General features: G+C 69.5%; 15 protein-coding genes. 12 read left to right on the top strand and 3 right to left on the bottom strand.

The window, feature by feature from the left end; all coding sequences use genetic code 11:
* The first annotated feature begins 81 nt into the window (after nucleotides 1-81).
* The 12 genes from AB0D74_RS45670 (at nucleotide 82) to AB0D74_RS45615 (ending at nucleotide 10,990) form a co-directional block, all read left to right on the top strand.
* Nucleotides 82-1,644: a bifunctional 3-(3-hydroxy-phenyl)propionate/3-hydroxycinnamic acid hydroxylase gene (locus AB0D74_RS45670; protein WP_362600803.1), complete on the top strand. Its 1,563-nt coding sequence runs from the start codon at nucleotides 82-84 to the stop codon at nucleotides 1,642-1,644.
* A 189-nt stretch (nucleotides 1,645-1,833) separates the two neighbouring features.
* Entirely contained in the window at nucleotides 1,834-2,799 is a 966-nt protein-coding gene (locus tag AB0D74_RS45665; protein WP_362600800.1) for a MarR family transcriptional regulator, read from the top strand.
* A 263-nt stretch (nucleotides 2,800-3,062) separates the two neighbouring features.
* Entirely contained in the window at nucleotides 3,063-3,680 is a 618-nt protein-coding gene (locus AB0D74_RS45660) for an isochorismatase family cysteine hydrolase (protein ID WP_362600797.1), read from the top strand.
* 198 nt (nucleotides 3,681-3,878) lie between these two features.
* Complete coding sequence (locus tag AB0D74_RS45655; protein WP_362600794.1) at nucleotides 3,879-4,706, top strand: hypothetical protein; 828 nt, start codon at nucleotides 3,879-3,881, stop codon at nucleotides 4,704-4,706.
* Entirely contained in the window at nucleotides 4,703-5,008 is a 306-nt protein-coding gene (locus AB0D74_RS45650) for a hypothetical protein (protein ID WP_362600791.1), read from the top strand. The genes AB0D74_RS45655 and AB0D74_RS45650 overlap by 4 nt, the downstream gene beginning before the upstream one ends.
* Before the next feature lie 95 nt (nucleotides 5,009-5,103).
* Nucleotides 5,104-6,165 (top strand): NrtA/SsuA/CpmA family ABC transporter substrate-binding protein, encoded by a 1,062-nt coding sequence (locus AB0D74_RS45645; protein ID WP_362600788.1) that lies wholly within the window; start codon nucleotides 5,104-5,106, stop codon nucleotides 6,163-6,165.
* Between the two features lie 7 nt (nucleotides 6,166-6,172).
* Entirely contained in the window at nucleotides 6,173-6,949 is a 777-nt protein-coding gene (locus AB0D74_RS45640) for an ABC transporter permease subunit (RefSeq protein WP_362600785.1), read from the top strand.
* Between the two features lie 46 nt (nucleotides 6,950-6,995).
* Nucleotides 6,996-7,802: an ABC transporter permease gene (locus AB0D74_RS45635; RefSeq protein WP_362600782.1), complete on the top strand. Its 807-nt coding sequence runs from the start codon at nucleotides 6,996-6,998 to the stop codon at nucleotides 7,800-7,802.
* A 19-nt stretch (nucleotides 7,803-7,821) separates the two neighbouring features.
* Entirely contained in the window at nucleotides 7,822-8,589 is a 768-nt protein-coding gene (locus AB0D74_RS45630) for an ABC transporter ATP-binding protein (protein WP_362600779.1), read from the top strand.
* A gap of 59 nt (nucleotides 8,590-8,648) precedes the next feature.
* A complete protein-coding gene (locus tag AB0D74_RS45625) occupies nucleotides 8,649-9,113 on the top strand; it encodes an ester cyclase (protein ID WP_362600776.1) in 465 nt (154 codons plus the stop codon).
* Nucleotides 9,110-9,883, top strand: coding sequence for a glucose 1-dehydrogenase (locus tag AB0D74_RS45620; protein ID WP_362600773.1), 774 nt, complete (start codon nucleotides 9,110-9,112; stop codon nucleotides 9,881-9,883). The genes AB0D74_RS45625 and AB0D74_RS45620 overlap by 4 nt, the downstream gene beginning before the upstream one ends.
* Nucleotides 9,884-9,904: 21 nt before the next feature.
* A complete protein-coding gene (locus AB0D74_RS45615) occupies nucleotides 9,905-10,990 on the top strand; it encodes an alpha/beta hydrolase (RefSeq protein ID WP_362600770.1) in 1,086 nt (361 codons plus the stop codon).
* 302 nt (nucleotides 10,991-11,292) lie between these two features.
* Here AB0D74_RS45615 and AB0D74_RS45610 read toward each other — a convergent pair whose 3' ends face one another.
* The 3 genes from AB0D74_RS45610 to AB0D74_RS45600 are packed head-to-tail and all read right to left on the bottom strand — an operon-like array spanning nucleotide 11,293 to nucleotide 12,588.
* On the bottom strand, nucleotides 11,293-11,979 hold the full coding sequence (locus AB0D74_RS45610; protein WP_362600767.1) for a response regulator transcription factor: 687 nt from the start codon (nucleotides 11,977-11,979) through the stop codon (nucleotides 11,293-11,295).
* A 14-nt stretch (nucleotides 11,980-11,993) separates the two neighbouring features.
* Nucleotides 11,994-12,200 (bottom strand): hypothetical protein, encoded by a 207-nt coding sequence (locus AB0D74_RS45605; protein WP_362600764.1) that lies wholly within the window; start codon nucleotides 12,198-12,200, stop codon nucleotides 11,994-11,996.
* A gap of 16 nt (nucleotides 12,201-12,216) precedes the next feature.
* Nucleotides 12,217-12,588 (bottom strand): DUF4333 domain-containing protein, encoded by a 372-nt coding sequence (locus AB0D74_RS45600; protein WP_362600761.1) that lies wholly within the window; start codon nucleotides 12,586-12,588, stop codon nucleotides 12,217-12,219.
* Nucleotides 12,589-12,790 lie beyond the last annotated feature (202 nt).

The raw sequence follows: 12,790 nt of genomic DNA, 5'->3' as shown, positions 1-12,790 counted from the left end.
CGGCCACCGCGCCGTCGTCACAGGAGAGGACCCGCACCGCGGCAGACGCACGGCGGGTCCCTCGTACCGAGAAGGATGCAGATGGACTCCTACGATGTGGTCATCGTCGGCTACGGCCCGGTAGGCCGGATGCTGGCACTCAAACTGGGCCGGCGCGAACGAAGCGTCCTGGTCCTGGAGCGGCAGCACTCGGCCTACCCACTGCCGCGTGCGGTGCACCTGGACGACGAGACGGCACGGGCACTGCAGGGCGTCGGCCTGCCGCCCACCTCACTGGGCGGGATCGTCGAGCCCTATGACGACTTCTACGAGTGGCGCAACGCGGAGCGGGAGACCCTGCTGCGTCTGGACTGGCGCGGTCGCGGCCCGTCGGGCTGGAACGTGAGCAACTTCTTCCACCAGCCCTCACTGGAGGCGCGACTCGACTCCCTGGTCGCGGAATCGGATTCGGTGACCGTCCGCCGGGGACAGAACGTGGTCGGACACCGCGAGGACGCCGACGGCGTCGAGGTCGAGTTCGAGGACGGCACCGGCGCCCGCGGGCAGGTACGCGCCGCGTTCGTGGTGGGCGCCGACGGCGCTAACAGCACCGTCCGGGGATGGCTCGGCGAGGACTTCGAGGACTTCGGCTACTTCAGGGACTGGCTCGTGGCCGACGTCGTCCCGCACGGGCCGTTCCCGTTGTCACCTCCCATCTGGCAGCTGTGCGATCCCGATCGCCCGACCACGCTCGTCCCGGGCGGCCCCGGCCGTCGCCGCTGGGAGTTCATGCGGCTCCCCGGCGAGGCCCCCGAGACCTTCGCCGATCCCGAGCGGGTCTGGGAACTGCTCCGGCCCTGGGGAATGACCCCGGAAACCGCCGAACTGGAGCGCTGTGCGCTCTACACGTTCCAGGCCCGCTGGGCGAAGAAATGGCAGCACGGCCGCCTGCTGCTCGCCGGTGACAGCGCCCACCAGATGCCGCCGTTCGCCGGGCAGGGCATGTGCTCGGGAATCCGTGACGCGGTCAACCTGGAGTGGAAGCTCGACCTCGTCCTGGGCGGAGCCGACCCGCGGCTGCTCGACACCTACACAACCGAACGCGCCGACCACGTCCGTGACTTCATCGAGTTCTCCATGGAGCTCGGCGGCGTGATCTGCATCAGCGACCAGGACGAGGCCCGCCTGCGTGACGAGCGCATGAAGAGCGAACTGGCGGTCGGCCAGGTATCGGCGCCCAGACCGCTTCCGCACCTGGGCAAGGGGCTGCACCGGGGAGTGGGCAACGGCCACGCAGGGACCCTCTCGATCCAGGCGGTCGTGCGGGGGAGGGACGGCGAGGGACTGCTGGACGACGTGGCCGGGACACCGGGGACGCTGATCGGGCCCCGACAGGTCGTCGACCGGATCGACGCCGCCCGCCGCAGGGCACTGGCCGCCGTCGGCGTCACCGTGGTCGGCCTCGGCGACGAGGCCGGCGAGCACACGGTCGTGGACGTGCAGGGCGCGTACACGTCGTGGCTGGGGGAGCACGGTTCCTCCGCGGCCCTCATCCGGCCGGACTTCTACGTGTACGGCGATGCCGCAGCCGACTTCGGCGTCACCGCTCTGGCTGACGCGTACCTGCGCGACATCGGCGCACGCGCCGCGTCCGCGAGCCGGTGAACCATGACAACGCTGCTCGGGTCGCGGATTTCGTGTCGGCCTGTCGCGCACCCGCGCACCTGACGCGCAACCGCGAGAACGGAGGAAGAATGACGTCCCGCCGGGTGGTACGGCAGGCGGATCAGCCTTCTCCCGGACTCCGTCGGCCCGCCCCGGCGCGAGGCCGGCCGGCGATGGCAGACTGACGGCGTGGCACGGGAGGAAGCACGGCCTGATCCGGTCCGCTACGCATGCGGCAGAGGTAGTCCGCTGCGCGTTCTGGAGGCGCCCGGCTTCGGTCTGCGCGCGGCGGAACAGCGGCGTGTCGCCTTGTGGCGGCAGATCGTGGGCGAGCTGACCACCCCGCACTACGCCGCCCTGGTCGCGCTCAGGGCAGAGCCCGGTCTCGACCACATCCGGGTTGCCGACCGGATCGCCGCCGACAAGGCGACGATGACAGAGGTCACCCGCTTCCTGTGCGCACGTGATCTCGTGGAAACGACCTCGGACCCCCGCGACGGCCGCCGCCGCGTGCTCTCGCTGCTGCCCGCCGGAGAGGCCGCGCTGGAGCGGGTCGCGCCGCTGGTCAGGGGCGTCGACGACCTGCTGCTCGCTCCGCTGGACACAGCGGCCCGGACCGAAGTGGTTGACCTGTGGACCCGCGTGGCCGACAGCGACCAGCGAGAGTGGCCCTGGGCGATGGCCGGCGAGGGGACGCGCTCGCTTCCGGCAGAGGTGCGGACCTCGCTGACGCATTCGGGTTTCGTGCTCCGCCGCGCACGGCAACAGCACGCGCGGCTCTGGGAACGCCTCGTGGGTCCCGATGTCACTCCCGCGCAGTACGCCCTGCTCGATGTGCTCCACCACGACGAACCGCTGACCCCGGGGGTGCTGGCACGCCGGGCTTCGGTCGAGGAGACAACGGCGGTCCGGGTGTTACGTCGGCTCGCCGAGCGGGGGGAGCTGCTGCGAGCCCCCGACCCCCGGGACGCCAGACGAGTGCTGCTGCGGCTGACGGATTCCGGCAGGGCCCTCCTCCTGGAACACACCACAGCGGTCAACGAGGTGCAGAGCACCCTGGTGCGGCCTCTGTCGCCGCCGGAAGCAGGCCGCCTTGCGCGGCTGTCGGCCCAGGTGGCCGGGCTCGTGACGGCAGACGGCACACCGCTCGCCTGACCGGCGGCTCTTCGCACGGATCCGGGCCCGGGCACCGCAGAACCGTGACGCCGGGACACGACGACGCCGGCGGTCCCGGTGTGGTTTCAGGCGGTCGCACGCCAACAGAAATGACTTCTGCAAAAAGTATGGACAGCATCTATCTGTTTGATTAGCTTCACTGGCAGCGGATATGCGGAGTGCATTCCTTTGCTACCGGAACATCCCCCTATGCCGCTATGCCTGTTGCGCATTGCAGCCCCTCTCCGAGCCAAGGAGAACCCGTGGTCACCATCGATCCCCTCGACACGGTCCTAGTCCTGATGGACCTTCAGAACGACGTCGTGGACCCGGACGGGATATTCGCGGTCCCGGCCGAGGACCAGGCCCGCGTCGACCAGGCCCTGTCCGTCTGCGCACGCCTGCTGGCGTGGGCGCGGGCCGAATCCGTCCCCGTCGCCCACGTGGCCGTCACCTACCGCCCCGGCCACCCCGAGGTGGGCGACGACATCCCCCTTCTCGCCGCGGTGAAGGCCAACAAGGCCCTGGTCGAGGGCAGCTGGGGAGCGGAGTTCCATCCCTCGGTCGCCCCGGCACCGGGGGAGTGGACGGTCCGCAAGCGCGGGATAAGCGCCTTCGCGGGCAGTGACCTGGAGCTGCTCCTGCGCCAGAGCCGGCGGCACAGCCTCCTGCTCGCGGGAGTGGCGACCCAGCTCGTCGTGCTGGGCACCGCGCTCGCGGCAGCGGATCTGGGCCTGCGTCCCCTCCTGGTGCCGGACGCGTGTGCGGCGGCACCACAGGAAGTGCACACAGCCGCCCTGGACATCACCCGTGCCTTCGCCCACCTGGTCCCGGCCGAGGCCATCCTGGCCCCCTCCAGCGCGGACGCAGCCGGAGTGTGAGCCTCAGGCTGGCCGCACCTCACTTCCCGGCCGCCGTCCGCGTGCCCCGAGAAGCCGTCACCGGCGAACCCCGCTCTTCTGCCGCCGCTCGGCCCCCACCAGGCCAACGCGCCCGGCCGGAGGCGACAGACACCGGCAGCGATGCCCCTCCGCTCCTCCCCCTACCCGCCCCCGGCGCAACAGCTTGAGAGGCAGGCGATGGCAAAGATCGTCGGTGCTTACGGCGTGCCCCACACACCCGCTTTCCCCGCCCTCGTCGACCGCGAAGGGCCCGGCTGCGAAGTGGCACGGCTGTACACACGCGTGCGGCAGGAGCTGGCCGCGGCCGGAGCCGACGTTGTGGTCCTCTTCGACTCCGACCACCTCAACACGTTTTTTGACCACGTCCCCACATTCGCCGTCGGCGTCGCCGACTCCTTCGACGGCCCGAACGACGCGACCGACGGGCTCGCGCCCCGCACCGTACCGTCCGACCGCGCCCTGGCCGCAACGCTGCACGAGGGCCTGACCGGCCTGGGGTTCGACCCGACGCAGCTGCGCCGCTTCGCCGCCGACCACTCGGTACTCGTTCCCGTCCACTTCCTCCTGCCCGACCTCGGCATACCCGTCGTCCCGGTGTACGTGAACGGGATCGTCTCCCCCCTGCCCGCCGCCGAACGGTGCGCGGCGCTGGGCCGCGCCGTGACCGCGGTGCTCGCCGACTGGCCCGATCACCTGCGCGTCGCACTGGTGGCCAGCGGCAGCTTCTCCCTGGAGGTGGGCGGCCCCCGCATAGCGTCCGCCCGCATCTGGGGGGTGCCCGCACCGCAGTGGTCGGCCAGAGTCGTCGAGTGCGTCCGTGGGGGCGAGATCGACGCTCTGGTGCGCGAGGCCACACCGCGGCAGCTGCACCGGGCGGGCAACGTCGGAGGCGAACTGCTCAACTGGATCAGCCTGCTGGGCGCACTCGGCGGGAGCCGGCCGGTCTTCTGCGAGCCGCAGGAACGATTCGGCCACTCCTACGCCGCCTGGCGGGTGCCGGCGTGAGCGCCTACGACGCCGACCGCTTCCTGCACGACCTGGCCGGCGACGCCGAACTGCGCACCCTGGCGCGAACGGCTCCGCGACAGGCCCTGGAAGCCTACGACCTGACGGACCGTGAACGGGAGTTGTTCCTCCGCGGCGAGGTAGGACTGCTCTACCGCGGCGGAGTCAACGACTTCCTGCTCCACAACGTCCAGCGGTTCGGTCTCTTCGATGTCGACGCGGACACCTACTCCGCCCGCATGCGCGCCGAGGCACTGACCGGCCTCGCGCCCGACGCGATCGTCACCCGCCAGGCTCCGTGAACGTCGCGGGACGACCATACCCGTCCCGCTCTCCCCGCCGCCCGGACAGCCCCGACGGACTGTCCGGACCTCTCCCACCACGCCAGGAGGACGACATGGCACCACGACCCGAAGACGCCGCGGCCCCTTCCCCACCCCCGCAGCGCGTTCGCGCGGCAAGACCCCCGACACCCGGAAGGTTCCTGGCGCGGCGCGGTCCCGCGGTCCGGGCCCTCACCTCGGCTGTCGCGCTGACCGGCCTGCTGGGCATGGTCACCTCGTGCGGGGGCGCCACCGGCGCCGGCGGCCAGGGCTCGCAGGGAGGGCTCGACCGGCAGGTGACGCTGGCGGTCGCCCCCGTGATCAACGCTGCGCCGCTGTACATCGCACAGCAGAAAGGCCTGTTCGCGAAGGAAGGCATCAAGGTCACCCTCAAGCCGGTCACCAACGTCGCGGCCGCCTTTCCGGCCATGGCCACCGGCGACACGGACATGGTCTACTCCTCGCTGTCACCGTTCCTCATCGCGGTCGGCAACGGCCAGGACATGAAGCTGGTCACCGAGGTGAGCCGGGGCGCACCGAAAACCGTGGGCATCGTGTCCAAGAACCCCGCGATCCGCACCCCCAAGGACCTTGAGGGCAAGAAGATCGCGACACCGACCATGACCGGCTGCAACCTCATCGCCGGACCCACGCTGGAGAGCGCGGGTGTCGATCCGAAGAAGATCCACTGGGTCGAACTGCTCTATGCCAACCAGGGCCCCGCGCTCGACCAGGGCAGCATCGATGCCGCCTGCACGGTGGAGCCGTTCATCACGACGCTCGGCACCCAGCTGGGAACGCACCTCGTCCTCGACGCGCTCACCGGCCCCAACCAGAAAGTCGCGCTCGACGGTGTGTACGCCATGAGCAGCTATGCCAAGGCCCATGCGAAGACCGTCACAGCGCTCCGCGATGCCATCGCGGAAGCCTCCGCAATGGCCAACGAGGACCCGGCTCTGGTGCGCAGCGTCGCGAAGTCCGTGGCCAGGACGCCGGCCGACGTGGCAGCCCGCATAGCGCTGCCCTCCTTCGTGACCAAGAACGACCCCGCCCTGCTCGCACAGCCGGTCGACCGGCTGGTCAAGGCCGGCGCCATCCCGCGGCGGATCGCCCCCGCCGGGCTCCTGGCCCGGTGATGTGATCATGCGGCTGCCGAAAGCGGTCCCCGCGCTGACCGGCGCGCTGGCCTTCTTCGCTCTCCTGGAAGCGGCCACTGTCCTCAGCCCGGTGAACGCCGCCTACATCCCCGACGCCACCACGGTCCTCGGCAGACTGCTGGCGCTCCTGGGCGACCCCGCGTTCCTCGAACGTATCGGCAAGACCCTGCTCACCCTGCTGTCCGGGCTGGCACTCGCCACCGCGATCGCGGTTCCGTCCGGCGTCGTGCTGGGGTCGTCCGACCTGTGCTACCGGCTCGTACGTGCCCCGCTGGAGCTGCTGCGCCCCATCCCCGCCGTCGCACTGATACCGCTGTTCATCCTGATGTTCGGCCAGACCTTCCAGGCCAACATGTGGATGGTGGTCTACGCCTGCATCTGGCCGATCCTGCTCAACACGATCTACGGAGTGCACGACGTGACCCGGGGTGCGCGTGACACCGCGAGGGCGTTCGGCCTCGGCCGTATCGCGGTACTTGTTCGCGTGGAACTCCCCAGTGCACTGCCCCTGATCGTCACCGGTATGCGGGTGGCGGGTGCGATCGCCCTGGTCGTCGCGGTGAGTGCGGAAATGCTCGTCGCGTCGACCGGCGGACTGGGTTCGTACATCAACGATTCCAGCCAGAGCGGAAACGGCATGACCGCCACCTACGCCGCGACCGCCGCGGCCGGACTCCTCGGCCTGCTCACCAACTGGGCACTGCTGCGGCTCGGCCGGCGGCTGTGCCCCTGGCGGGCCGACGGCGCACAGGAGGGGATCTGACATGGCTGTGCCGGCATCCGCCCCATACCGTTCGCGTACGCGCCGGATGGCGGTCGCGGCAGCGCTGGCCGCGTCGGGTTTCGTCCAGCGCTGGGTCCTGCTGGCCGTGGGTATCGGTCTGTGGCAGCTCTGGGCCGTCAGCGCCAGATCCGTCTACTTCCCGCCACCACGCGAAATCCTGACCACACTGGGCGAACAGTGGTCCGGCGGCGGCAGCGGGCCGGTGGCGCAGGAATCGTGGGCGCGGGACCTGCTGGTGACGCTCACCCGGCTGGGTACGGGCTGGGGTATCGCCGTCGTGCTGGGTGTGGTGATCGGCGTGGTGCTCGGGCGCTCGGGGAAACTGGAAGCGTACGTCGACCCGCCCCTGCAGTTCCTGCGGGCCATCCCCCCGCCGGCCGTGATCCCGCTGTTCCTGGTCGTGCTGGGAACGGGGTTCCGCATGCGCGTCGCACTGGTGGTGTTCGGAGCCCTGTGGCCGGTGCTGCTCAACACCGTCGAGGGGGTCCGTGCCGTCAGCACCACACAGCTGGCCGTGGCGTCGGCTTTCCGGATTCCGCGCGGCGCCCGGATCCGCCGTGTCGTTCTGCCCGCGGCATCGCCCAAGATCGTCGCAGGCATGCGGGTGAGCCTGTCGATCTCGCTGATCCTGGTGGCGCTGTCCGAGATGATCGCGAGCGACAGCGGCCTGGGCTACCAGCTCATCCGTGCCCAGCAGATGTTCGCGATGCCCCGCATGTGGGCCGCCATCATCACGATCGGACTCCTGGGCGTGGTGCTCAACAGCCTCTTCCTCGCCTTCGAACGACGGGCCCTGGCGTGGCATCAGGGAGCACGCGGCCGTGGAAACTGATATTCAGAAAGGTCCGGGCATGCTGGAAGTCACCTCCCTCGAACACACCTACCGCTCGCGGTCCTCGTCCCATCAGGCCATCGCGGACGTCTCGTTCGACGTGCACGAGCGGGAATTCCTCTCGATAGTCGGCCCGTCAGGCGCCGGCAAGACCACACTGCTGCGCTGCATTTCCGGACTCATGACTTCCACCGGCGGATCGGTCATGCTGTCCGGCAAGCAGATCCGCTCGGTCCCGGAGGATCTCGGCATGGTCTTCCAGGATTACCGGGAATCGCTGTATCCTTGGCTGACCGTCGAGGCCAACATCCAGTTTCCCTTGAAATACCGGGGCATCACGAAAAAGGTCCGGGCCGAGCGGACGGCACAGGCCCTGGAAGCCGTCGGCCTGAGCGAGTTCACCAGGAGCTACCCCTGGCAGCTTTCCGGCGGAATGCAGCAACGGGTCGCGATCGCACGCTCGCTGGCCTACCGTCCGCGCCTGCTGCTGATGGACGAGCCGTTCGCCTCCGTCGATGCCCAGACCCGGGAGGACCTGGAGGACCTCGTCCTGCGGGTGCACGCGGAGTTCGGCATGACGACGGTGTTCATCACACACGACATCGACGAGAGCGTCTATCTCGCCGACCGTGTACTGGTGCTCTCCTCGCCGCCGAGCCGCGTGGTCACGACGATTCCCGTGAAACTGCCCGGGCCGCGCGACCAGATCACCACCAAGTCACTCGACGAGTTCATCGCCGTGCGCAACGAGATCGCCCACCTGATCAGGCAGCGAACTCATGCGTAGCGGCATAGGCACCCCACTGCGAAGAGAAAGAGGCTGAAATGGAAAACCAGAACGAGGTCGTGCGGAACAAGGAGACGTTCCGGATTCTCCAGGAAGAGGTGATCGTCCGGGGGAGGCTGGAACTGGTGGACAAGGTGTTCGCACCTGATTTCGCCGCGACACGCGCCGGCGGCGCCGGCCTGCTGAGCGCCGCCGGTCTGCCCACCTATCCGCAGGGAGAATCGTCCTACGACAATTTCGTGGCCGGGTACCGGGGCATGATGGAAGTCATGACCGACCAGGTCCGCACCATCGAGGAGATGACCGGAGAAGGCGATCGCCTCTGTGCCCGATGGAGCGTCAGCGCCACCCACAGCGCACCCTTTCTCGGTGTTCCCGCGACCGGTGGACGCCTGCACTTCCGCGAGATCGGCATGATGCGCTTCGACTCGGCACACCGTATCGTCGAGGGCTGGTTCATGTGGGACGAGTTCGCCATCGCACGGCAGCTCGGACTCGTCTCCTTCCCGGCGGTGGCGTCATGAGCCTGCGGGGGAAGACCGCCATCGTCACCGGAGGCGGCAGCGGCATCGGCCGTGCCACCGCCCTGAGACTGGCGCGTCACGGGGTCGCGCTCGTATTGGCCGGCCGGCGGGCCGACGCCCTCGCGGCGGTCGCCGAAGAGGTCCGTGAGGGGGGCGGTACCGCGATCGAGGTGACCGCCGACCTGACACGGGAAGCGGAGGCGGCGCGGGTCGCCGAGGAGGCCGTGCGCGAGTTCGGTGCCGTGCACCTGGCCGTCAACTCGGCCGGCGGCGGCAGGGGACTCAAGCCGGTGGACGGCTATGCCGAGGCCGCGTTCGACGAGATCATGCAACTGAACGTCAAGACGGCCTGGCTGTCGATGAAGTACCAGATTCCCCGCATGCGGGACGCGGGCGGAGGCGCGATCGTCAACGTCTCCTCCCTGCAGGGGCTGCGCGGGGTCCGCAACGCGTCGGCGTATTCCGCCGCCAAACATGCGGTCGTCGGCCTCACCAAATCGGCGGCCCTGGAGGTTTCCGGCGACGGCATCCGCGTCAACGTCGTGTGCCCGGGCCCGGTCCGCACATCCCAGTTCGAGGAGATCCTCGCGGAGCGGATGCCGGGTGTCCCCGCCGACGAGGCGGAGAAGAGGTTCGCAGCACTGTTCCCGCTCGGCCGCATCGCCGAGCCCGACGAAGTCGCGGCGACGATCGTCTGGCTTCTCGGCGCGGACTCGGGCTACGTCACCGGATCCGTGATCCCCGTCGACGGCGGCGCCACCGCCGGCTGAACCGCATCCCCAGGAGGACCGATGCCCGTTGCCGAAGCCCGACGCCTGCACCACGACCTGCCGCTGGCCTTCCAGATGATGAGGCTGATCTCCGAAGGACTGGACGTCTTCGAGGCGATGCGCACGCTGGACCGCATTCCCCACGCCGGACACTGGCACACGGAGATGGAACGTTCGGGGCAGGAATGGTTCTTCCGTGCCGAGAGCGCCGAGTCCAGGGATCACGCCGTGACGGCCGAGGCCGGCTACCGGACGGCCGCGCTGTACTTCCTCGGCGCCTCCCTTTGGAACGTCCCCGACCCCGCCTTGTGCTCCGCAACGTACCGGCGGTGCGTTGAGGCCTTCCGGAGGTCCACCGCGCTGTCGGCGCGGCCGGTGGTTCCCGTGTCCGTCCCCTTCTCCGGGGTCGACCTGCCGGGTTACCTCTACCTCCCAGCAGCCGATCGCGGGCCGTATCCGGTCGTGATCGTGCTCGGCGGAACCGATGCGAGCAAGGAGGAAGCCGACGGACTGGGCGCCAGGGCGCTCGCCGCCCGCGGCATCGCCGCCCTGACGTTCGACGGCCCGGGGCAGGGCGAGACCGTGCGTGAACTCGGCCTGCCCACGAGAGCCGACTACGAGGTGGTGATCTCCGCGGCGATCGACTTCCTCGAAGGACGACCGGAGGTCGACAGCCGGCGGCTCGGGCTGGTCGGCGCGAGTCTGGGCACCTACTACGTGGTCAGGGGGGCGACGGACCCGCGTGTCGCGGCGGTGGTGTGCCATGGTGCGATCTACGACGTGGTCGCCGACAGCGCCCGTCTGCGACGCACCCCGGAACACGCACTGTTCCGCATGATCAGCGGGATGGAGTCCACCGAGGAAGTGCTGGGCTTCTTCGCCAGGATGAAGCTGGAGGACGTTGCCGGAAAGGTCACCTGCCCGGCACTGGTGGTCCACAGCGGGCGGGACAACGTGGTGGACGCCTCCGCCGCCAAGCGGCTCGTGGCAGCCCTGGGCGGCCCCGTGGAGCTTGAGTTCATCGACGACGGACTGCACTGCAACGTGGAGTACTACGCCCGGGTGCAGCCGCTGATGTACGACTGGCTCGCCGAGCAGCTGGGCTGACCGAAACCAGCGAAAACGCGGCGGTGAGTCGTTGCCAGGGCCATGTCCGTTGGAGTGGGATGTCAACGGCCACTCAGTGATCTCGTTTCAAGGTTGTGCGGTGAGTTCGGCCGGGGTTGGTGGTAGGCAAAAACAGGTTCTGGCCCGCTTTGGAGTGGCCGCAGAGATCCCGAAACCTGGACGCTGGATGTCTCGTCATCCAGGGGAAGTGAGCATGGTGAAGGATCAGCCTTTCGTAGACATCGCCCAGAGCCCGGGGACCGGTCTGACCTCGGCCGAGCCTGAGGAACAAGGACAGTTGTTCAGGTGTGCCCGTTGCGCCAGGCCCAGGCGGCGATCTCGACCCGGTTCCGGGCCGGCAGCTTGAGCTGGACGCTGGACAGGTGGGTTTTGACCGTGGAGAGCGAGATGTACAGCTCGGCGGCGATCTCGGCGTTGGTGCGGCCAGCGGCGACGAGCCGGACGACGTCCAGTTCACGGTCGGTGAGCGGCTCGGCGGGCGGCTCCTGGACCGGCGTCGGGGCGGGCTCCGGCTGCTCGGTGAGGTGTTTGAGCAGGCGGACGGTCACCGAGGGGGAGACCAGTGAGTCGCCGGCCGCGGCGGCGCGGACGGCTTCGGCGAGGAGGGTGGGTCCGGAGTCCTTGAGGAGGAATCCGCAGGCGCCGCCGCGCAGTGCGCCGTAGACGTATTCGTCGAGGTCGAAGGTGGTGACCACGACCACGCGCAGCGGGTCGGGCACCTTGGGCCCGGCCAGCAGTCTGGTCGCCTCCAGTCCGTCCAGCCCGGGCATCCGGATGTCCAGCAGGCACACGTCGGGGCGCAGCCTGCGGGCCAGTGCCACCGCTTCCTCGCCGTCGGCGGCCTCGGCGACGACCGTGATGTCCGGCTGGGCGTCCAGGAAGAACCGGAAGCCGGTGCGGACCATGGGCTGATCGTCGGCGATGAGGACCCGGATGGGCGGGGCGGAACCGGACACGGGGGTGGTCATGTTTTGATGATCTCTCAGTTGGCCGTGCGGGTCGGGTCCGCTGTCACCCTGCGCAGCAGGGGGCGGCTCGCGCCGATCGCGGCGAACATGGCGAGCGCTCCCAGCGTGACGCAGACGGCGAGCTGGATCGCGCCTGACGTGCTGATGGTGCTGTCGTCGGCGAGGGCGGTGGTGGCGCCGTACTTCTTCACCAGACCGTGCCCGGCCAGTACCGCGGTCATTTTCCCGGGCCTCCGCTCAGCGCTCGAACTTCCAGGTCACGGACGAGTCCGTGGCACTGACGACGCGGACCGGGATTCGTACGCCAGAGCCGTCCGCCTTCTTGCCGGTACAGGTGACGGTGGCCCCGGCGACGGCCTTGAGCCCGGTCGGGCAGGTGACCCCGGTGACCTTGTCTCCGACCCAGGGGAGCGGGTGGTACCTGCTCTGGGTACGGCCCGCGACGATGCTCGCGGCGAGTGCCTTGTGCCCGTCGACGGTGACCGTGCTGTGGGAGTCCAGCCGGCTCGTCGACTCGGGGTCGGCGAGGAGACGGGTGCCGAGGGCGCCGACAGCGATCACGGCGGTGGCACCGCCGACGACTCCGACGACGAATCTGTTGCGCTGCATGGCGTACTCCTGATGAGGCCGCAGGGGAGGACTAGCTTGTCGTGGCTTCACCCTCGCCCGAGGGCCCGGGCTCCCGCCTCGGCCGTACGGCCATCGTTCGCGGTGGCAGTTCCGGCCGTTCGGCCGATCCCGTTCAGGCCCGGTGGTGTCTACCGTGATCGGCATGAAGTCGGTCTCCTCCCACGGCTGTCTCCGGGGTTTC

The organism is Streptomyces sp. NPDC048278, from assembly GCF_040652195.1.
GTDB lineage: Bacteria > Actinomycetota > Actinomycetes > Streptomycetales > Streptomycetaceae > Streptomyces.
This window is presented reverse-complemented; position numbering and strand designations above follow the sequence as displayed.